At 67.4% G+C, this 17,861-nt stretch carries 23 protein-coding genes; 12 read left to right on the top strand and 11 right to left on the bottom strand.

Annotated features, from left to right (window positions below; genetic code table 11):
* Positions 1-264: 264 nt before the first annotated feature.
* The 5 genes from E8L99_RS06720 to pcaG all read left to right on the top strand — a co-directional run bounded on the left by E8L99_RS06720 (position 265) and on the right by pcaG (position 4,742).
* On the top strand, positions 265-1,125 hold the full coding sequence (locus E8L99_RS06720) for a CoA transferase subunit A (RefSeq protein ID WP_137098817.1): 861 nt from the start codon (positions 265-267) through the stop codon (positions 1,123-1,125).
* A gap of 13 nt (positions 1,126-1,138) precedes the next feature.
* On the top strand, positions 1,139-1,906 hold the full coding sequence (locus tag E8L99_RS06715) for a CoA-transferase subunit beta (RefSeq protein ID WP_137098816.1): 768 nt from the start codon (positions 1,139-1,141) through the stop codon (positions 1,904-1,906).
* 222 nt (positions 1,907-2,128) lie between these two features.
* Positions 2,129-3,334 carry a 3-oxoadipyl-CoA thiolase gene (gene pcaF, locus E8L99_RS06710; protein ID WP_137098815.1) on the top strand — a complete coding sequence of 402 codons (1,206 nt, stop codon included), beginning with the start codon at positions 2,129-2,131 and terminating at the stop codon, positions 3,332-3,334.
* A 93-nt stretch (positions 3,335-3,427) separates the two neighbouring features.
* Entirely contained in the window at positions 3,428-4,138 is a 711-nt protein-coding gene (gene pcaH, locus E8L99_RS06705; RefSeq protein WP_137098814.1) for a protocatechuate 3,4-dioxygenase subunit beta, read from the top strand.
* 13 nt (positions 4,139-4,151) lie between these two features.
* Complete coding sequence (gene pcaG / locus E8L99_RS06700; RefSeq protein ID WP_137098813.1) at positions 4,152-4,742, top strand: protocatechuate 3,4-dioxygenase subunit alpha; 591 nt, start codon at positions 4,152-4,154, stop codon at positions 4,740-4,742.
* A 65-nt stretch (positions 4,743-4,807) separates the two neighbouring features.
* On the opposite strand, the gene mutY is transcribed toward pcaG, so the two are convergent.
* Positions 4,808-5,905: an A/G-specific adenine glycosylase gene (mutY, locus tag E8L99_RS06695; protein ID WP_137098812.1), complete on the bottom strand. Its 1,098-nt coding sequence runs from the start codon at positions 5,903-5,905 to the stop codon at positions 4,808-4,810.
* Between the two features lie 47 nt (positions 5,906-5,952).
* Here mutY and E8L99_RS06690 point away from each other — a divergent pair, with 47 nt between their 5' ends.
* Both E8L99_RS06690 and E8L99_RS06685 read left to right on the top strand, forming a co-directional pair.
* A complete protein-coding gene (locus E8L99_RS06690) occupies positions 5,953-6,444 on the top strand; it encodes a DUF721 domain-containing protein (protein ID WP_137098811.1) in 492 nt (163 codons plus the stop codon).
* Between the two features lie 68 nt (positions 6,445-6,512).
* On the top strand, positions 6,513-6,791 hold the full coding sequence (locus E8L99_RS06685; RefSeq protein WP_137098810.1) for a hypothetical protein: 279 nt from the start codon (positions 6,513-6,515) through the stop codon (positions 6,789-6,791).
* A gap of 4 nt (positions 6,792-6,795) precedes the next feature.
* Here the strand turns inward: E8L99_RS06685 and E8L99_RS06680 are convergent, their stop codons facing one another.
* A complete protein-coding gene (locus tag E8L99_RS06680) occupies positions 6,796-7,383 on the bottom strand; it encodes a histidine phosphatase family protein (RefSeq protein WP_137098809.1) in 588 nt (195 codons plus the stop codon).
* A 171-nt stretch (positions 7,384-7,554) separates the two neighbouring features.
* Here E8L99_RS06680 and lspA point away from each other — a divergent pair, with 171 nt between their 5' ends.
* Genes lspA through E8L99_RS06665 form a run of 3 tightly spaced genes read left to right on the top strand, consistent with a single transcriptional unit; the run spans position 7,555 to position 9,064 of the window.
* Positions 7,555-8,064 carry a signal peptidase II gene (gene lspA, locus E8L99_RS06675; RefSeq protein WP_256371381.1) on the top strand — a complete coding sequence of 170 codons (510 nt, stop codon included), beginning with the start codon at positions 7,555-7,557 and terminating at the stop codon, positions 8,062-8,064.
* Between the two features lie 51 nt (positions 8,065-8,115).
* A complete protein-coding gene (locus E8L99_RS06670; RefSeq protein WP_137098808.1) occupies positions 8,116-8,817 on the top strand; it encodes a hypothetical protein in 702 nt (233 codons plus the stop codon).
* Between the two features lie 10 nt (positions 8,818-8,827).
* Positions 8,828-9,064 (top strand): DUF2093 domain-containing protein, encoded by a 237-nt coding sequence (locus E8L99_RS06665; RefSeq protein ID WP_137098807.1) that lies wholly within the window; start codon positions 8,828-8,830, stop codon positions 9,062-9,064.
* Here the strand turns inward: E8L99_RS06665 and lpxK are convergent.
* The 6 genes from lpxK to E8L99_RS06635 are packed head-to-tail and all read right to left on the bottom strand — an operon-like array spanning position 9,045 to position 14,588.
* Positions 9,045-10,049 carry a tetraacyldisaccharide 4'-kinase gene (lpxK, locus tag E8L99_RS06660; protein ID WP_168201593.1) on the bottom strand — a complete coding sequence of 335 codons (1,005 nt, stop codon included), beginning with the start codon at positions 10,047-10,049 and terminating at the stop codon, positions 9,045-9,047. The two genes, E8L99_RS06665 and lpxK, sit on opposite strands and share 20 nt — an antisense overlap.
* A 19-nt stretch (positions 10,050-10,068) precedes the next feature.
* The gene (locus tag E8L99_RS06655; RefSeq protein ID WP_137098805.1) at positions 10,069-11,376 is read right to left on the bottom strand and encodes a 3-deoxy-D-manno-octulosonic acid transferase; all 1,308 of its coding nucleotides are present in this window, start codon (positions 11,374-11,376) and stop codon (positions 10,069-10,071) included.
* Positions 11,369-12,172 (bottom strand): lysophospholipid acyltransferase family protein, encoded by an 804-nt coding sequence (locus tag E8L99_RS06650; protein ID WP_137098804.1) that lies wholly within the window; start codon positions 12,170-12,172, stop codon positions 11,369-11,371. The genes E8L99_RS06655 and E8L99_RS06650 overlap by 8 nt, the downstream gene beginning before the upstream one ends.
* A gap of 22 nt (positions 12,173-12,194) precedes the next feature.
* Entirely contained in the window at positions 12,195-12,431 is a 237-nt protein-coding gene (locus tag E8L99_RS06645; RefSeq protein WP_137098803.1) for a DUF4170 domain-containing protein, read from the bottom strand.
* Positions 12,432-12,478: 47 nt separating this feature from the next.
* On the bottom strand, positions 12,479-13,252 hold the full coding sequence (locus E8L99_RS06640; protein WP_252511282.1) for a 3'(2'),5'-bisphosphate nucleotidase CysQ: 774 nt from the start codon (positions 13,250-13,252) through the stop codon (positions 12,479-12,481).
* Positions 13,239-14,588, bottom strand: a complete 1,350-nt coding sequence (locus tag E8L99_RS06635) for a TldD/PmbA family protein (RefSeq protein WP_137098802.1) — start codon at positions 14,586-14,588, stop codon at positions 13,239-13,241. Before E8L99_RS06635 ends, E8L99_RS06640 begins: the two co-directional genes overlap by 14 nt.
* 367 nt (positions 14,589-14,955) lie before the next feature.
* Here E8L99_RS06635 and E8L99_RS06630 point away from each other — a divergent pair, with 367 nt between their 5' ends.
* Complete coding sequence (locus E8L99_RS06630; protein WP_256371380.1) at positions 14,956-15,534, top strand: DUF6101 family protein; 579 nt, start codon at positions 14,956-14,958, stop codon at positions 15,532-15,534.
* A gap of 120 nt (positions 15,535-15,654) precedes the next feature.
* A complete protein-coding gene (locus E8L99_RS06625; RefSeq protein ID WP_137098800.1) occupies positions 15,655-16,347 on the top strand; it encodes a DsbA family protein in 693 nt (230 codons plus the stop codon).
* 109 nt (positions 16,348-16,456) lie between these two features.
* Here the strand turns inward: E8L99_RS06625 and E8L99_RS06620 are convergent, their stop codons facing one another.
* The 3 genes from E8L99_RS06620 to E8L99_RS06610 form a co-directional block, all read right to left on the bottom strand.
* Positions 16,457-16,936 carry a F0F1 ATP synthase subunit B family protein gene (locus E8L99_RS06620; RefSeq protein ID WP_137098799.1) on the bottom strand — a complete coding sequence of 160 codons (480 nt, stop codon included), beginning with the start codon at positions 16,934-16,936 and terminating at the stop codon, positions 16,457-16,459.
* 10 nt (positions 16,937-16,946) lie between these two features.
* Positions 16,947-17,480, bottom strand: a complete 534-nt coding sequence (locus E8L99_RS06615) for a F0F1 ATP synthase subunit B family protein (protein ID WP_137098798.1) — start codon at positions 17,478-17,480, stop codon at positions 16,947-16,949.
* 143 nt (positions 17,481-17,623) lie between these two features.
* A complete protein-coding gene (locus tag E8L99_RS06610; protein ID WP_137098797.1) occupies positions 17,624-17,851 on the bottom strand; it encodes a F0F1 ATP synthase subunit C in 228 nt (75 codons plus the stop codon).
* Between the last annotated feature and the right edge of the window lie 10 nt (positions 17,852-17,861).

The following is a 17,861-nucleotide window of genomic DNA, read 5'->3' as shown; positions in this document are numbered from 1 at the left end:
TCGGCCCGGCGGACAATTGCACAGTGACAGCACAGCGCTGCAAATGCCGAGAAAATGGGCATAAGCCGTGGCGGTAGAGCCATTCCTTGGAGCCATGCCGTGGCGGATTATTTTTGCTCGCCGAGCGCATAGCTTGGAATGACGGCGCGAACTCATGGCACAAGACACGCATTTTGTGCGATTAGCGCACCCTATGTCGAATATCGCACTTGACAGACCGGGCCGCCAACGCAAGGACAAGGGCCGAATGCGAGGAAGCTGATCATGGCCGAATTCCTGTCCCTGCCGGACGCCGTTGCCCGCCACGTTCGTGACGGCGACACGGTGGCCATGGAAGGGTTCACCCACCTGATCCCCTATGCCGCCGGTCATGAGGTGATCCGCCAGAAAAAGCGCGATCTCACCCTCATCCGCATGACGCCGGACATTCTCTACGACCAGTTGATCGGCATGGGCCTGGTGAAGAAGCTGATCTTCTCCTGGGCCGGCAATCCCGGCGTCGGCTCGCTGCACCGGATGCGCGACGCGGTGGAGAACCACTGGCCGCACAAGCTGGAGATCGAGGAGCATTCCCACGCCGCCATGGCGAACGCGTTCGAAGCCGGCGCGGCCAATCTGCCCTTCGCGGTGTTCCGCGGCTACAAGGGCGTCGACCTGCCCAAGGTCAATCCGAACATCCGCTCGGTGACCTGTCCCTATACCGGCGAGGTGCTGGCAACCGTTCCGGCGGTGCGCCCCGACGTCTCGATCATTCATGCGCTGAAGGCCGACCGCGAGGGCAATGTGATGCTTGAGGGCATTGTCGGCGTGCAGAAGGAGGCGGTGCTGGCCGCCAAGCGCTCGATCGTCACTGTCGAGGAGATCGTCGAGGATTTCGGCCCGCGCAACGCCAATGCGGTGATCCTGCCGTCCTGGACGGTCGGCGCGGTGGTGAAGGTTCAGGGCGGCGCCCATCCCTCCTATGCGCAGGGCTATTACAAGCGCGACAATGCCTTCTACATCGGCTGGGACACGATTTCGCGGGAGCGCGAGACCTTCCTGAAGTGGATGGACGAGAACGTCATCAACAGCGGGCCGGATGCGTTCGCGGCCCAGGCGCGCCGCTTCGCCGTCGCGGCCAAGTGAGGGGATCCGTCCGATGAGCACCTACAGCCCGAACGAGATCATGACGATTGCGGCCTCCCGGCTGCTGACAAACGACGATGTCTGCTTCGTCGGCATCGGCGCGCCGTCGGCGGCCTGCAATCTCGCCCGCCTGACCCACTCACCGAAGATCACGCTGATCTACGAGAGCGGTACGCTGTCGACCCGGCCGACCGTCCTGCCGCTGTCGATCGGCGACGGCGAACTCTGCGACACCGCGCTCACCACCGTCTCGGTGCCGGAAATGTTCCGCTACTGGCTGCAGGGTGGCCGGATCACGGTGGGGTTCCTGGGTGGCGCGCAGATCGACCGCTTCGCCAATCTCAACACGACGGTGGTCGGCCCTTACGACCAGCCTAAGGTCCGTCTGCCCGGCGGCGGCGGCGCGCCGGAGATCGCCATCCATTGCGGTCAGATCTTCATCATCATGGCCATGGGCCAGCGCGCCTTCATGGACAAGTTGCCCTTCATCACGTCCCTCGGCCACGGCACCGGCAAGGGCTCGCGCGAGGCGCTGGGGGTGAAGACCCGCGGGCCGACCAGGCTGATCACCGACCTCTGCGTGTTCGAGCCGGACGCCGATACGAGCGAGCTGACCGTGACCTCGATCCATCCTGGCGTGACGCGCGATCAGATCCAGGCCAATTGCGGCTGGCCGGTGAAATTTGCGGCGAGCACGGTGGAGACGCCGGCACCGTCGGAGCTGGAACTGACCGTGCTGCGCGATCTGCAGGCGCGCACCAAGGCCGCCCACGCGGCGTGATAGTTTGAGAGAGGGTCCTTCGAGGCTCGCTGACGCTCGCACCTCAGGATGAGGAAGGGGTGGGCGGCGCTGCAGTCGGGGAGCCCTGAAAGGATGTGGAGTGGCTTGGCCAAGATGGCCATCAGGTCCACGTTCCTCATCCTGAGGTGCGAGAGAGCGCCAGAGAATGAGCCTCGAAGGACCCGCAATGGTCCCATCAGGCCTTGAGACCGGGAGACTGACATGGCCGACGTGTTCATCTGTGACGCTGTCCGCACGCCGATCGGCCGCTATGGCGGGTCGCTCGCCAAGGTGCGCACCGACGATCTCGCCGCCGTGCCGATCAAGGCCTTGCTGGCCCGCCATCCGCAGATCGCGTCCGCCATCGACGAGGTGGTGTTCGGCTGCGCCAACCAGGCCGGCGAGGACAATCGCAATGTCGCCCGCATGGCGCTCCTGCTGGCCGGCCTGCCGGATTCGGTGCCGGGCATGACGGTGAACCGGCTCTGCGCCTCGGGCCTCGATGCGGTGGGCTCCGCTGCCCGCGCCATCAAGGCCGGCGACATCGACCTCGCCATTGCCGGCGGCGTCGAGAGCATGACGCGTGCGCCCTTCGTCATGGGCAAGGCGTCCGAGGCCTTCGCGCGCTCGGCTGACATTTTCGACACGACCATCGGCTGGCGCTTCATCAACCCCCTGATGAAGGCGCAGTATGGCGTCGATTCCATGCCGGAGACCGGCGAGAACGTCGCCGAGGAATTCCAGGTGTCGCGCGAGGCGCAGGACGCCTTCGCGCTGGCTTCGCAGATCAAGGCCGGGCGTGCCATCGCGTCGGGCTATTTCGCCGAAGAGATCGTTCCCGTGACCATCCCCGGCGGCAAGGCCGGACCGATCGTGGTCGACAAGGACGAACATCCGCGCCCCGACACGACGGCGGAGACGCTCGCAAAGCTGAAGGCCTTCGTGCGCCAGCCGGGCACGGTCACCGCCGGCAATGCCTCGGGCGTCAATGACGGCGCCTGCGCCATGATCATCGCCTCGGCCGAGGCCGTGAAGAAATACAGCCTGACACCCCGCGCGCGGATCCTTGGTCTGGCCTCGGCCGGCGTGCCGCCGCGCATCATGGGCATCGGACCGATCCCGGCGGTGAAGAAGCTCGTCGAGCGGCTGGGCATCAAGGTCTCGGATTTCGACGTGATCGAGCTCAACGAAGCCTTTGCGAGCCAGGGCATCGCGGTGCTGCGCGGCATCGGCGTGCCCGAGGATGCGGACCATGTGAACCCGAATGGCGGGGCCATTGCGCTCGGACATCCGCTCGGCATGTCGGGCGCGCGGATCGCGGCAACCGCCGTCCATCAGCTGGAAAAGACCGGCGGGCGCTATGGCCTCGCCACCATGTGCGTCGGCGTTGGCCAGGGCGTTGCGCTGGCAGTCGAACGGATCAACTGACGCTGATCAATGCCGGTCCGCACGCGGGCCGGCACCTTCCCCCGAAGACTGAAGAACCGCCAAGAGCGACGCCTACCCGGAGGATATGATCCCATGAGCCTGGTCTTTCCGCTGAAGTCGATGGAAGCCCATCCGCCCAGCCTCGCCCCCGCCTATACCAGCACCATCCTGCGGGCCCCGCAGAAGCCGCTGATCATCGTGCCGCACACGCTGTCGGAGACGACGGGCCCGGTTTACGGCCATGGCGCCGTGCGCGAGAGCGACGGCGACCTCACCCGCCAGCATGCCGGCGAGCCGCAGGGCGAGCGGATCATCGTCACCGGCCGCGTGCTGGACGAGGATGGCCGTCCGGTGAAGGACGCACTGGTGGAGCTCTGGCAGGCCAATGCCGCCGGCCGCTACGTCCATACCCGCGACCAGCATCCGGCGCCGCTCGACCCGAATTTCACCGGGGCTGGCCGCTACCTCACCGGCGAGGACGGCCGCTATACGTTCACGACGATCAAGCCGGGCGCCTATCCCTGGCGCAACCACCACAATGCCTGGCGCCCCGCCCATATCCATTTCTCGGTGTTCGGCCCGAGTTTCCTGTCGCGGCTGGTCACCCAGATGTATTTCCCGGGCGACCCGCTGTTCCCGTTCGATCCGATCTTCAACGGCATTCCCGACGAGCGGGCGCGCCAGCGGCTGATCGCCCGCTTCGACCTGGAGACGACGAAACCCGAATGGGCGCTCGGCTATCAGTTCGACATCGTGGTGCGCGGACGCGAAGCCACGCCCACCGAAGAACCCCATGCCCATTGAGCGAGGCGCAGCCATGACCAATCCTCGCCCGGACGGCATCACCCCGTCGCAGACCGTCGGCCCGTTCTTCCACTATGGCCTGACGCCCGGCTCCGCCTATCCCGTGCCGACATCGGCGGACGGCCACGTCGCCGCCCCTGGCACGGCAGGTGAGCGGATCGTGCTCACCGGCCGCGTCTTCGATGGCGAAGGCACGCTCGTGCCTGATGTCATGATGGAGATCTGGCAGGCCGATTCCGAAGGCCGCTATGCCCATCCGGCGGACGGGCGCCCGCGCGCCTCGAACGCGTTCATGGGCTTCGGCCGATCGGACACGCCGGACGGCGTCTATCGCTTCGACACGATCAAGCCCGGGCAGGTTCCGGGTCCCAACGGCACGATGCAGGCGCCGCACATGGTGGTTGCCGTGTTCGGCCGTGGCATGCTGAAGCACCTGTTCACCCGCATCTATTTCGAGGGCGAGGCGGCCAATGCCTCCGATCCGATCCTGGCCCTGGTGCCGGCGGACCGCCGCGATACGCTGATTGCGAAGAAGGATGGCTCGACCTACCGGCTCGATATCCGGCTGCAGGGCGACAACGAGACGGTGTTCTTCGCGGTGTGAACCCGGGGGCCTAATCCTGCACAGGAATGGCCCCTCACCCGCCCAACGCCATCCGTCGCGAGCGCCTACCGATCTCCATCGCCCATTGCGTGAGCGATCACCTTGCGCATCAGCGTCGGAAACGCCTCCCCTGCGACCTCCGACAGCGGGATCCAGCGCATGCCGGCAGGCGGCCGCGTGCCGGCGCGCACATCGGCACGGCTGACCGTCAGCTCCAGCGGGAAATGGGTGAAGACATGGGTCACCGTGCCGGCCAAGCGGCGAAACCGCGCCTCGATGGGCGGCTCGGCACCCTCCGGATCGAAGCCGGCGCTCCAGTCCGAACCCGGCACTTCGGTCATGCCGCCGAGCAGGCCCTTGTCGGGTCGCGTGCGCACCAGGAGTTTTCCATCGGCGCTCACGACAACAAAGGCCGCGCCATAGCGGGTGTCGCGCGCCTTCCTGGCCGCCTTGACCGGAAACTCCTCCTGCCGTCCCTCGGCCTCGGCGCGACAGGCGCCGGTCCAGGGGCAGAGCGCGCAGGCCGGCCGCTTCGGCGTGCAGATGGTTGCGCCGAGATCCATCGTGGCTTGCGCGAAATCGCCGGGGCGGGCGGAATCGAGCAATTCGGCAACGCGGGCGCGGATCGCGGGCTTTGCGGCCGGAAGCGGCGTCTCCATCAGATTGAGACGGGTGACAACGCGCTCGACATTGCCGTCGACCACCGGCGCGGCGATCCCGAAGGCGATGGAGGCAATGGCGGCGGCCGTATAGTCGCCGATGCCTGGCAGGGCGCGCAGGTCCTCGAGCGAGGCTGGAAAGAGCCCGCCATGATCGGCAACAACGGCCTTTGCGCAGGCATGGAGGTTGCGGGCCCGCGAATAATAGCCAAGGCCCGCCCAGGCCTTCATGACCTCCTCGACCGGGCTCGCGGCCAGGACCCCGACATCCGGCCAGAGCGCCAGGAATTTCGCGAAATAGGGGCCGACGGCCTTCACGGTCGTCTGCTGCAGCATGATCTCCGACAGCCAGACGCGATAGGGATCGGCATGCTCGCCGGGCAGCGCGCGCCAAGGCAGCGCGCGGCGGTGGCGGTCGTACCAGGCGAGCAGGTCACGCGCGTGCGGGGCCCTGGTCCCCTGCCGGCCGGCGGGGCGCCGTGCTAGAGTGCGATTGTCGGTCATGGGCGAATCTTCGCCTGCCCAGCGCCCGCATTCAACCGGTCCCTGTCATGGCTTCACAACCCTTTCGCCCCAGAGGCGCCCGGCCGCTCGCCGACATCGCTCAGGCGCCGATCTCGGAGGCGCTGCAGAAGGCGGGCTTTGCCTCGACCGAAGTGGTGACCCGCTGGGACGAGATCGTCGGCGACGATCTGGCCCGCCGCTCCTCGCCGGTGAAGATTGCCTGGCCGCGCCGGCGCGCCGGGCTCGACGAGCCGGAGCCCGGAACGCTGCATGTGCGCGTGGAGGCACCGTTCGCGCTGGAGGTGCAGCATCTGGCGCCCGTCATCATCGAGCGGGTCAACGGCTTCTTCGGCTGGCGCTGCGTGGTTGGCATGCGGCTGACACAGGTGCCGATGGAGCGGAAGAAGAAGCGGGCGGCACCGCCACCGGCTCCCGCCGATGAAACGCGTCTTGCCCGAGCGCTTGACGGCTTCGAGGACGAGCGCCTGCGCGCCGCTGTCGCGCGGTTCGGGCGCGCGGTTGGCCGGGATACACGATGAGACCTCGGCGCCATGACGCCGCCGCATATTTCTGCTAGCCGTTCAAGAAGCCCATCTCAGGAGCCGTCATGAACCGCATGTCCGCCGCCGGCCTCGCCGCCTTGATCCTTGCAGCCTCGATGCCGGCCTTTGCGCAGCCGATCATGCAGGACGAGACCCGTGATCGGGTTCTGCTGGTCCACCAGGGCCGCGGCACGCTGGCTCCCGGAACGCGGCCGAAATGCTTCCCGAGCAATGTCGACGATGCCGTGGCGCGCACCCAGTTCCAGTGCCCGTGGGAGGCCACCAATGGCCGGCCGCGGTTTCCCTCGGCGCAGAGCTTCTGGGGTCTTGCCGGCCGCGAGTGATGCTCTAGGGGCTGATCACCTCGAACCGGCCCTCATTGAACGCATAGACCACCCCTTGGCGAACATAGACCTCGGCGGCATGTTCGCGCGTCAGGCCGCCGAGCAGCGCCATCAAGGCGCGGCCGACGCCGCCGTGAGACACCACCACGCAGGGCCGCTCCATGGTCTCGACGAAGGGCGCGATGCGGCCGGTCAGCATTTCGTAGCTCTCGCCCTCGGGCGGCGCGACGTTCCATTTGTCGGCAATGCGGGCGGCGGCGAGCTTCGGATTCCTGATCTCGACCTCGGGCCAGGTCAGCCCCTCCCAGGCGCCGAACGACAATTCCTTCAGCCGGTCGTCCTGCCGGTAGGCGCTGCGGTGAAGGCCCAGCCGGCCGCGCATCAGTTCCATCGTCTCGCGCGTCCGCGACAGGGGGCTCGCGATATAGGCCAGGTCTTCCGGACGCTCGACGAGACGGCTGAGAATGGTGCCGACCTCCTCGGCCTGGACACGCCCGACATCGTTCAGGGGAATGTCGCGCTGGCCCTGCAGCCGGCCTTCGGCATTCCAGTCGGTCTCACCGTGGCGGACGAAATAGAAGTGCGATGTCATGTCGAAACTGTCTCGGCGGTAAGTCGAGGGTCTGGCCGCGGGATGCGACCGATATGACGGCTCCGCCCGCCGGTGTCGAGCCGGATCGGCGCGGACACAGTCTGCGGATTTGACTTGACCCGGACCGTCCGGCACGCCACCTCGACGGCCGGACATCACAAAGGCACGCCCGTGGCCCGTTCTCCTCATGCCCTTGCCGGGCTGATCGCCCTGGTGGCGATGCTCGCCGCCGACCAGGCCTTCAAGCTGTTCATGCTGCATGTCGTCGATATCGAGAGCCGGCGGGTGATCACCATCGCGCCGTTTCTCGACCTGATCATCGCCTGGAACCAGGGCGTCTCCTTCGGCATGTTCCAGCAGGAGAGCGTTCTCGGCCAGTGGGTTCTTGTGGCCTTCAAGGCCGGCGCGGTGGCGCTGATCGGCTGGTGGCTGTGGCGCGCCGAGAGCCGGCTGACCGCGCTGGCGCTCGGCCTGATCGCCGGTGGCGCGCTCGGCAACGGCATCGATCGCGTGCTCTATGGCGCTGTCGCCGACTTCTTCGCTTTCCATATCCTGACGGCCAACTGGCAGTTCCGCTGGTACATCTTCAACATTGCCGATGTCGGCATCGTTGCGGGGGTGGGGCTGCTTCTGTATGAGTCCCTGCTCGGCGGTCGGCCATCCGCCTCGAAATCGGCATGATCCTGCGCGATAGGGTGGCTGATGCGTTCCGCTTTGAATGAGGTGATCACCATGAAGCGCCTTTCCGTCGCGCTGCTTGCCACGGCCTTCAGCGCCTTCGGCGCCGGGCTCGCCTCGGCCCAGGAGGGTACGCTCGAGCGCAACATCATGCAGGGCGTCCTGTCGGGCCTCGGCATCGTGGGCGAAGAACGTCCGCCGATCGATTACCGTCAGCGCGCCCCCCTTGTGCTGCCGCGGGGCACCAATGCCCTGCCGCCGCCGCAGGATGGCACCGCCTCCGCGCGCAATCCGGCCTGGCCGAACGATCCCGACCTTGCACGTCAGCGCGCCGCAGGCCTTGCCGCGCGGGCGCCGATCGACAATGGCGACGTCCAGATGCAGCGCGGCCTGACCAATGGCGAGATGCGCTCGCGCAACAATGGCGGTCTGTTCGGTGGCGGCCCGGTCGATGTGACTGGCCGGCAATCGGAACAGCAGGTCTCCAGCCCCGCGACCATCGACGAAATGCGCGTCGCGCCGATCTGGTCGACGGTCGGCTCGCTGTTTGGCGGCAGCAACAGCCGCGACGTGGTCGTGCCGTTCCCCGGCGAGGCCCCGCGCCGCCGCCTTGTCGAGCCGCCGCCGGGTTATCGCACCGCTTCGCCGGATGCCCCCTACGGACCTGTCGGTAGGACGATCAATGATCCGCAGGCCGCCAACAACCGCGATCGCGAAGGTTCCCAGGATCCGGCCCGCACCGGCGGCATGCGCTGAGCAGGCCGGCATGCTGAACCGCCTCAATCCGCCGCGGCCGCCAGAAAGCGAAGCCGAAATTCGCTATCTGGACGGCGATTTCCGGATCGTCCGGCCCGGCGCCTATGTGCGTTGCGCTGTGACAGGCCAGAAAATCGGCCTGGACGACCTGAAGTACTGGAGCGTCCATTTCCAGGAAGCCTATGCGACGCCGGAGGCGGTGCTTGCCCGCCTTCATCCCGACCGCGTCAGGCCCGCCTCGGCCTGACCGCGGACAGGAACCGGTCGATCAGACCGGGATCGCCAAAGTCCATCACGACGGGAATGGTTGTCGCGGCCCGCGCCAGCGCTTCGCGCTTCGGACCGCCGCGCAATTTCACCGCATCCTTGGCGGTCGTCACCAGCGGCAGACCGGTTCGCGCCGCCTCGTCGAGCAACCGGGCTGCGTCTTCCTCTCCATAGGCGTGGTGATCCGGAAACGGCCGCAGGATTGCGTTGCGGATTCCGGCCTCGCCGAGCGTTTCGATGAACTTTGCCGGGCGGCCGATGCCGCAGAAGGCCAGCACGTCGCGACCGGCAAAGGCCGCGATGACGGAGGGATCCGGCACCAGTCGCGCCGTGACGACCGGCTTGCCGGCCTGACGCGCCTGCACGGCAACAGCCTCGCCAGCCGCTCCAGGGCCGACCACGATCAGCCCCTCCGCCAGTCCCAGCTGCGGCAGGAACGGCGCCCTGAGCGGCCCCGCTGGCAGGATATGGGCATTGCCGAGCCCGACCGCGCCATCGACCACAAGCAAGCTCAGATTCTTGGCCAGCGACGGGTTCTGGAACCCATCGTCCATGACGATGATCGTTGCGCCCTGTTCGGCCGCATGGCGGGCCCCGGCGAGGCGATCGCGCGCGACGATGGTCGGAAACAGGGCTGCATGGGTCAGCGCCTCGTCGCCGACATCCTCAGGGCCGTGCCGCGCGGGATCGACGACGACGGGACCCTGGAGGCTGCCGCCATAGCCGCGGGTCAGGATGGCCGGCCGCTCGCCGGACGCCGCCAGCCGCGCCGCGATCGCCTGGGTCGCCGGGCTCTTGCCGGCGCCGCCAACGGTCGGGTTGCCGATGCAGATAACGGGCAGCGGACCCTGGGGCGCCGGCCGCCGCATGCGCGCCAGCGCATAGGCACCGGCCAGCCAGCCGAGCGGCGCGAGCAGGGTGCCGACAGGGCTCGACGGGTCGGACCAGAAGGCCGGGGCCTTCACCGGCTGAGCTCCCGGAATGTCACGACCCGCCCTTCATGGCGAGGGCGAGAAAATAGGGCTCGATGGCGCCGAGCGTCAGGTCGAGCGCACCGCCCAGCAGCGCGACTGCCGCTTCGGCCGCTTCGGCCTGCCGGGTGCGGGCATCCTTGTCGAGGATGAGGCTGAGCGCCGCCGTGGCCAGACTTTCGGCATCGGCGACCTCAAGGGTTGCCGAGCGCTCGGCGAGAGCGTCATAGACCGCCTGAAAATTGAAAATATGCGGTCCATGGACGATGGCCGAACCGAGTTTCGCCGGCTCGATCGGGTTCTGCCCGCCATGGCGGATCAGCGAGCCACCGAGAAGGGCGACCGGCGCGACGCGATAGAGCAGGCCCATCTCGCCGAGCGTATCGGCGACATAGACGGCCGTGCCCCTGGCCGGCAATTGACCGGTCGAGCGCTGCACGGCCAGCAGCCCCTCGGCTTCCGCCAGTTGGGCGATGGCAGCGCCGCGTTCAGGATGGCGCGGCGCGATGATCGTCAGGAGATTGTCGAGCTTCGGCGCCATCAGCTTGTGGGCGGCGAGCACGATCTCGTCTTCGCCCTCATGGGTCGAGGCCGCGAGGAAGACCGGGCGCCGGCCGATGGCCGCAGACAAGGCTGCCAGAGCGGCGGGCTCGGCGGCGGGCGCCGGGACGTCGAACTTGAGGTTGCCTGTGGTCTGCACACGCGGCGCACCGAGGTCCGAGACCCGCCGGCCATCATCGACGGTCTGCATCAGGCAGAGCTCGAAGCGCGACAGCAGGAAACCGATCGAACCCTGCACGCGTTTCCAGCCCTTGAACGAGCGTTCCGACATGCGGCCATTGACCTGGATCAGCGGGGTTCCGCGATTGGTCGTGCGGATGATCAGGTTGGGCCAGAGTTCAGATTCAGCGAAGATCGCGAGGTCTGGCCGCCAATGGTCGAGGAATCGCTCGATGAAGCGCGGCACGTCCCAGGGCATGAACTGGTGCAGCGCGCCCGGCGGCAGACGTTTTGCGGCAAGGCGCGCAGCCGTCAACGTGACGGTGGTGACCAGGACAGTGACGCCGCGGGCCTGCAGTCGCTCGACCAGCGGCACGATCGACAGGAATTCGCCGACGCTTGCGCCGTGCAGCCAGACGATGCGGCCCTTGGGGCGGGCGATGGTTGCCTCGCCACGGCGCTCCTGAATGCGCTCCGGATCCTCCTTGCCCTGGCCAAGCCGCCTGCGGGCGAGCATGCCGACGGCGGGTGCCAGAAGGCTGGTCAGCCGCGCATAGGCCCTGAGGCTGAAGGTCGGCGTCGCGCGGACCGGGCTACGCATCGGACCCGCCTCCCCGGCGCTGACGTGAGCCCGCGGTGGCGGCCGCCCGATCTCGGGAGGCGATAAGATCGGCAACCGCGGCATCGGACCAGAGTTCAGGCTGGGCACGCCCTTCCGCGATCTCATAGGCGCGCGCGGTCGTCCGGTTCATCTCGTCCTCGATCGCCTGCCGCCAGCCCTCCAGCTCGGCATCGGTTGAGTCGGCCGGCACCCAGATCGGCTTGCCGGCGACCACCGCGCCCTTCGAGAAGGGCAGGTTGACGCTCGCCTTGTCCCAGGACTTCACATCGATGCGGCGTTTTGTGGCGATCGCGATGGGCAGGACCGGGCGCCCGGAATGCTTGGCCAGCATGACAATGCCGAGCCCCGCCTTCTTCGCCACCTTCGGCACGTCGGCGGTCACCGCCACCGTCGTTCCCTGCTCCAGCGTCTCCAGCATTTCGAAAAAGGCGCCGACCCCGCCCTTGCGCGCGAACTGCCCGCGATGATCGCCGGAGCCGCGAATGGTGCGAATGCCGAGCTTCTCCGCCGCGATCGCGTTCATCTCGCCGTCGGACGAGCGCGAGATCAGCACCGCCGCGTCATATTCCGGCTTGCGCACGAAGGGGGTGAGGAAATGCTGGCCGTGCCACATGGCGAAGATCACCGGCAGATTGGCATCGGCATAATCATAGAGGTTCGGCGGATCGAAAGCGAACCGGCCTGTCTTCCAGACAAGCCGGAGATAGCCGGCCAGCAGCGATCCCGCGGCCGAACGGACGCGCGGCGACTTGCCGAGGCGCTTGAGAAAGGACACCGGGCGCTGGGCCGGGCCCGTCTCAGTCCGCGTCCGGCTCGAGCAGGCGATGCAGGTGGACGATGAAGAAGCGCATCAGCGCATTGTCGACCGTCTGCTGGGCGCGGCCCTTCCAGGCCGCATGCGCGGTGGCATAATTCGGATAGATGCCCACCACCTCGACCTTGGTCAGGTCCTTGAATTCGTGGCTGTCCAGGCTGGTCAGCTCACCGCCGAAAACCAGATGCAGGAGCTGCTTGGATTCCCCAGTCGCGGCCATGATGTCGATGCCCCGTAATTCGGTTGTCGCCTGCGACCGGTCGAGGTTCAGCGCCGCTCGTCCAACAGCTGTCTGTGCAAGCCCGAACCGGCACAGACGAGAGGAAAATGGGTCGGTTTCGGCCTGTTGTAGACAGGAACCGAACCGTCGAAGCCGGTCAGTGATGCGCCCGCTTCGTGCACCAAAAGATCAGCCGCCGCAAGGTCCCAATCATGGCTTTGGCCGCCTGCAAAAGAGGCATCGACCTCGCCATTGGCGACTTTTGCCATGCGCAACGCCAAGGAGTGAATCTTCGGCAGCAGGACGGCGCCCTGCCGGTGCGACCGTTCCAGCATGGCCATGGGCCCGGCCATGCGGGCGCCGTGAACCTCGGCCCGCGACGAGGAAACAATCCGCCGGCCATTGACGGTGGCGCCATGGCCAAGCGCGGCTGCGAAGACGCGGTTGGCCTCGGGCTCGGCAAGGGCTGCCGCCACCGGCCGGCCATCCCGCACGATGCCAATCGAGATCGTCCAGTCGGGCAGGCCGCCGGCGAAGGCACGCGTTCCGTCGATCGGGTCGACGATGAACACCTCGCGGCGTGACAAGCGGGAGGGGTCGTCGGCGGTTTCTTCCGACAGCCAGCCGAAATCCGGCCTGGCCGCCATCAGCCGCTGCTTGAGGAAGCGGTCGATGGCGATATCGGCTTCCGTCACCGGCGAGGCATGGGCCTTGGTCCAGCTCTTGAAGCCGCGCCGGGCGAAATCCAGCGCCATCGCGCCGGCTTCCTCGGCGTGGGCGACCAGCAGGTCGCGCAGAACGAGATCGTCAGCGTCCGGCAATGGTCAGGCCTTCGACCAGCACGGTCGGCGCATCCGTGCCATAGCGGAAGGTGAGATCGTTGGCGGGGGTCAGGTTCAGGAACATGTCGACGAGATTGCCGGCAATGGTGATCTCTGCCACCGGATAGGCCAGTTCGCCATTCTCGATCCAGTAGCCCGAGCAGCCGCGCGAATAGTCCCCCGTCACCATATTGACGCCGTGGCCGATCATGTCGGTGACATAGAGGCCGTCCTTGATCGCCGCGATCATCGCCTCCGGCGTCTCGGCGCCGGCCGCCAGATGCAGGTTGGTGCTGCCGGGCGACGGCGGTCCGCCGACGCCGCGGCTGGCATGGCCGGTGGATTTGAGGCCCAGTTCGCGGGCCGTCGCGGTGTCGAGCAGCCAGCTCCTGAGGAACCCGTCCTCGACCAGCGCCAGCGGCCGGGCCGCCAGGCCCTCGCCATCGAACGGGCGCGACCGAAGCCCGCGCGGACGCAGCGGGTCGTCGATGATCGATATGCCCGGCCGGAAGATGCGCTGCCCGAGCTTCTCGCGCAGGAACGACGTCTTGCGGGCGACCGACTGGCCGTTGGCGGCGGCCGCGAGGTAACCCGGAAAGCTGCCGGCTGTCCGCGGGTCGAAGATCACCGGGGCCTTGCGGGTATCGACCTTGCGCGGGTTCATGCGGCGCACGGCCCGCTCGCCGGCGCTGCGGCCGATCGCTTCGGGCTGGCCGAGATCGGCACGGTGGCGCACCGACGAATAGTCGTAGTCGCGCTCCATGCCGGTGCCCTCGCCGGCAATGGCGGTCACCGAATAGGAGGTTGAGGAGCCAAGGGAAGCACCCTCGAAGCCGGTTGAGGTCACCAGGACGAAGCCACCGAGGCCGGCGCCCGCGTTGGCCCCACCCGATTTCGTGACGCCGTTGACGGCAAGGGCTGCCTGCTCGGCGCGGCGAGCCAGGTCCTCGAGCTCGGCGACCGACAGGATATGGGGATCGAGCAGGTCGAGATCCGCCCACGACTTCGCGAGATCGGCCGGATCGGCCAGCATCGCGTAGGGATCTTCGGGGGCGACCTTGGCGATGGCCACGGCGCGTTCGGCCAGCGCCTCGATATTCTCGCGCGGATCGTTCGACGAGACCGAGGCGCTGCGCCGGCCGACGAAGACGCGCAGGCCGAGATCGTCGCCCTCGGAACGCTCGCTCGCCTCCACCTTGCCGTCGCGCAGCTCCACCGAGACCGACATGCCGCGCACGGCCATGACATCGCAGGCATCCGCGCCAGCCTTGCGGGCGGCGGCGACCAGGCGGCGCGCCTGCTCGGTGAGCGCGCCGGTATCGAACAGCTCGGACATCGGGGAAACCTTGGGCACGGGAATTGAGGTGTTACCCCGGTGTAGGCATCGCACCGCCCGGTTTCAAGGCTGGCGCCGCTTGTTCGCGGCCGGAGCCCAGCCGCGTGGATCCGCCCTTTCCGCGGCTCCGGTCATATTCGATTCATCCTGACAGTTGAGATCCGGTTCATCACGCCTGCCAAGGCTTTCGAAAGCACGCTCGCCAAGCATTCCTCAAGCATAGGCAATCATTGGCGTTTTTCACGGTCCGATTGAGGTCCGCTTAACCGTTCCCCTTAAGCTGGCGGACAAGAAATGCTGCGACATTTGCTGCAACGACGGGGCGAGAGCCGGCTCCAATCGGCCGAAGACCCCAAGGGAGCATGCAGTGTTGCGTCAAACAGAATTCGGTCCCGCCGGGGCCGGGATCGCGGCCTTGCGCCTCGATCCCTCGAACCTGCCGATCCGCTTCGAGGCGGCTGATGGCGGGGCCGACGACGGGCAGCGGACCATCGACCTGCTCGCCGACCGCGTGGTGATCCGGCGCACCAGCGCCGGCGCTCGGATGAAGCTGCAGGTTCTGGTCTCATCCTATCGCGGCGTCGCGGTGCGGGTGGGCGACGGAGCAACGGAAGGCAGCGACCGCGTCGAGGTGGTGCTGATCCATGCCGACCCCTCCCTCAACGTGCCGCTGTTCTCGGCCGAGGATGCCGACGACGTGGTGGCGGAATGGCAGCTCTGGGCCAAGGTCTTCGCCCTGCCGATGATGACGGTCGAGATGGACGGGTCGCTGCGCGAGGCATTCCCGCGCATGGGCGCCGTCCTGATCGGGACGCCCGGCCCCCGGCGGCGCCGGCACTCCACCGTCAAGGCCCGCCGCCCGATGGCGCTGATGCGGCGCAAGCCCGGCGGTGACCTGTCAGGCCGTGAAATTCACCGCGAGCGCGAGATCATCGCGCGCTCGTGAACGGATGTGATGATCTTGCGGCTCTCGCAAGCGTGAGGGCGCACGGATTGCCGCGATATTGCCATGCGGTACGGCGACGGATATCCCTTCGACTGGCTTTGTGTTGAAGGATTGGACGCCATGGCGCTGACGCGCAGAACGATCATCGAAGGTGCTGCCGCGTTTGGCGCCGCCGGAGCAGCTCTCATTCCCGCGCTGCCGGCGATGGCTCAGGCCCGCCGCACCGCAGCGGAACAGGTCGACCAGGCGGAATTGCTGGTGGCCGGCCCCCTCGGCGACTGCATTCTCGGCCAGGCGAACGCGCCGGTCACGATCGTGGAATATGCCTCGCTGACCTGCGGCCATTGCGCGACCTTCCACACCACGATCCTGCCGGAGATGAAGACCAAATATATCGACACCGGCAAGGTGAAGCTGGTGTTCCGCGAGTTCCCGCTGAACCAGCTGGATGCGGCCGTCTACATGCTGACGCGCTGCGCGCTCGGCGAGGACGGCAAGTCGACCGGCGACCAGGCTCGCTATTTCGCGCTGATCAACGTGTTCTTCCAGCAGCAGCGCACCTGGGCCTTCGGCTCCGATCCGCTTGCCGCCGTGACCGCCATTACGCGCCAAGCCGGCTTCACCCAGGCGCAGTTCGAGGCCTGCCTGAACAATCAGCCGATCCTGGATGCCCTGAACCAGGTGCGCGAGCGCGCGACCACCGTGTTCGCCGTCGATTCGACGCCGACCTTCTTCGTCAATGGCAAGCGTGTGCTCGGTGCCCAGCCGCTGTCCGAGTTCGACAAGGTCATCGCGCCGCTGCTGCCGGCCTGACGCATCCAGCATCGCAGACAGCAAAAAGGCCGCCGGAGTGATCCGGCGGCCTTTTTGATATCTGATCGTCTGGACTGGGAGCCAGATCCTGGCTCCCGATCGGCTGGTCTCAGTTGAGCTTCGCCTTGACCTCGGCGATGCCGGCCTTGATCAGGCCATCGCCGCCCGAGCCCTTGGCCATGTCGGCCAGCAGCACGCCTGCGGCAGAAACCGCCGCGTCTGCGGCAGCGGCGCGGACATCGGCCACGGCCTGCGCCTCGGCCTGAGCGATCTTGGTCTCGGCCATCTTGGTGCGGCGCGTGACGAAATCATCCATCTTCGCCTTGGCCTCGGCGGCGAGGCGCTCGGCCTCCACCTTGGCGGCGGCGATGATGTCCTTCGCCTCCTGCTCGGCGCTCTGCTGACGCTTGCGATAGTCGGCGACGATCGCTTCGGCTTCCTCGCGCAGGCGCTTGGCCTCGGCGAGTTCGTTGGCGATGCGGCTGGAGCGGTCATCCAGCGCGCTGAGGATCTTGGTGTGGGCGCCCATCTTCCAGCAGATCGCCAGGAAGATCAGCAGACCAATCCAGATCGGCACATATTCATTCATCGCTGCCTCCTCAGGCCTTCAGGGCGGCGTCGACCGCCGCCTCGACGCGCGAGGCATCGGCCGCCGTGCCGGAAAGGCGGGCGACGATCGCCTGAGTGGCATCGACCGCGATGGAGCGGACATTACCCATGGCGGCGGTACGGGCCGTCGCGATGGTGGCTTCGGCCGTCGCCAGATCGGCGGCGAGCTTGTCCTCGAGCAGCTTGCGCTCGGCATCGGACTGGGCAGTGATCTTGCCGCGGGTTTCGGCTGCGATCGCCTGGGCGCCGGCCCGGGCCTCGGCAAGTGCCTTCTCGTAGGAGGCCGTGGCGGCGTCCGCCTCAGCCTTCATGACCTGCGCTGCCGTGACATCATCGGAGATGCGCTTGGCACGCTCCTCCAGGATCCCGCCGATGCGCGGCGCGATGTGACGTGACATCAGGTAGTAGAGCAGGCCGAAGGCGATCGCGAGCCACAGGAGCTGCGATCCGAAGGTTTCGACGCGGAACGCCGGAAAACCGCCTTTGGACGGGACTTGCGTCCCTTGAGTGGTGTTCGTCGCCATTGCGGGACCCTATCGCACGAGCGGACCGGTTGACGGTCCCACGCGGAAACGAGAGCCGGCCGAAGCCGGGCGGAGAACGCCGTATCGACCGCGGCGGGGCCTCTCAGAGGCACCCGGCACGCGGAAGAGAGGCTCGCCGCGGATCAGACCACGAAGAGCAGGACGAGGGCGACGACGAGCGCGAAGATGCCGAGACCTTCAGCAAGCGCCGCGCCGACGATGGCGTTGGTGAACTGGCCGGCGGCTGCCGACGGATTGCGCAGGGCGCCGGCAACGAAGTTGCCGAAGATGTTGCCCACGCCCATGGCGGCGAGGCCCATTCCGAGGCATGCGAGACCAGCGCCGAGATACTTGGCTGCAACCGGATCCATTTTGAACTCC

Source organism: Phreatobacter aquaticus (assembly GCF_005160265.1).
GTDB classification, from domain to species: domain Bacteria; phylum Pseudomonadota; class Alphaproteobacteria; order Rhizobiales; family Phreatobacteraceae; genus Phreatobacter; species Phreatobacter aquaticus.
This window is presented reverse-complemented; position numbering and strand designations above follow the sequence as displayed.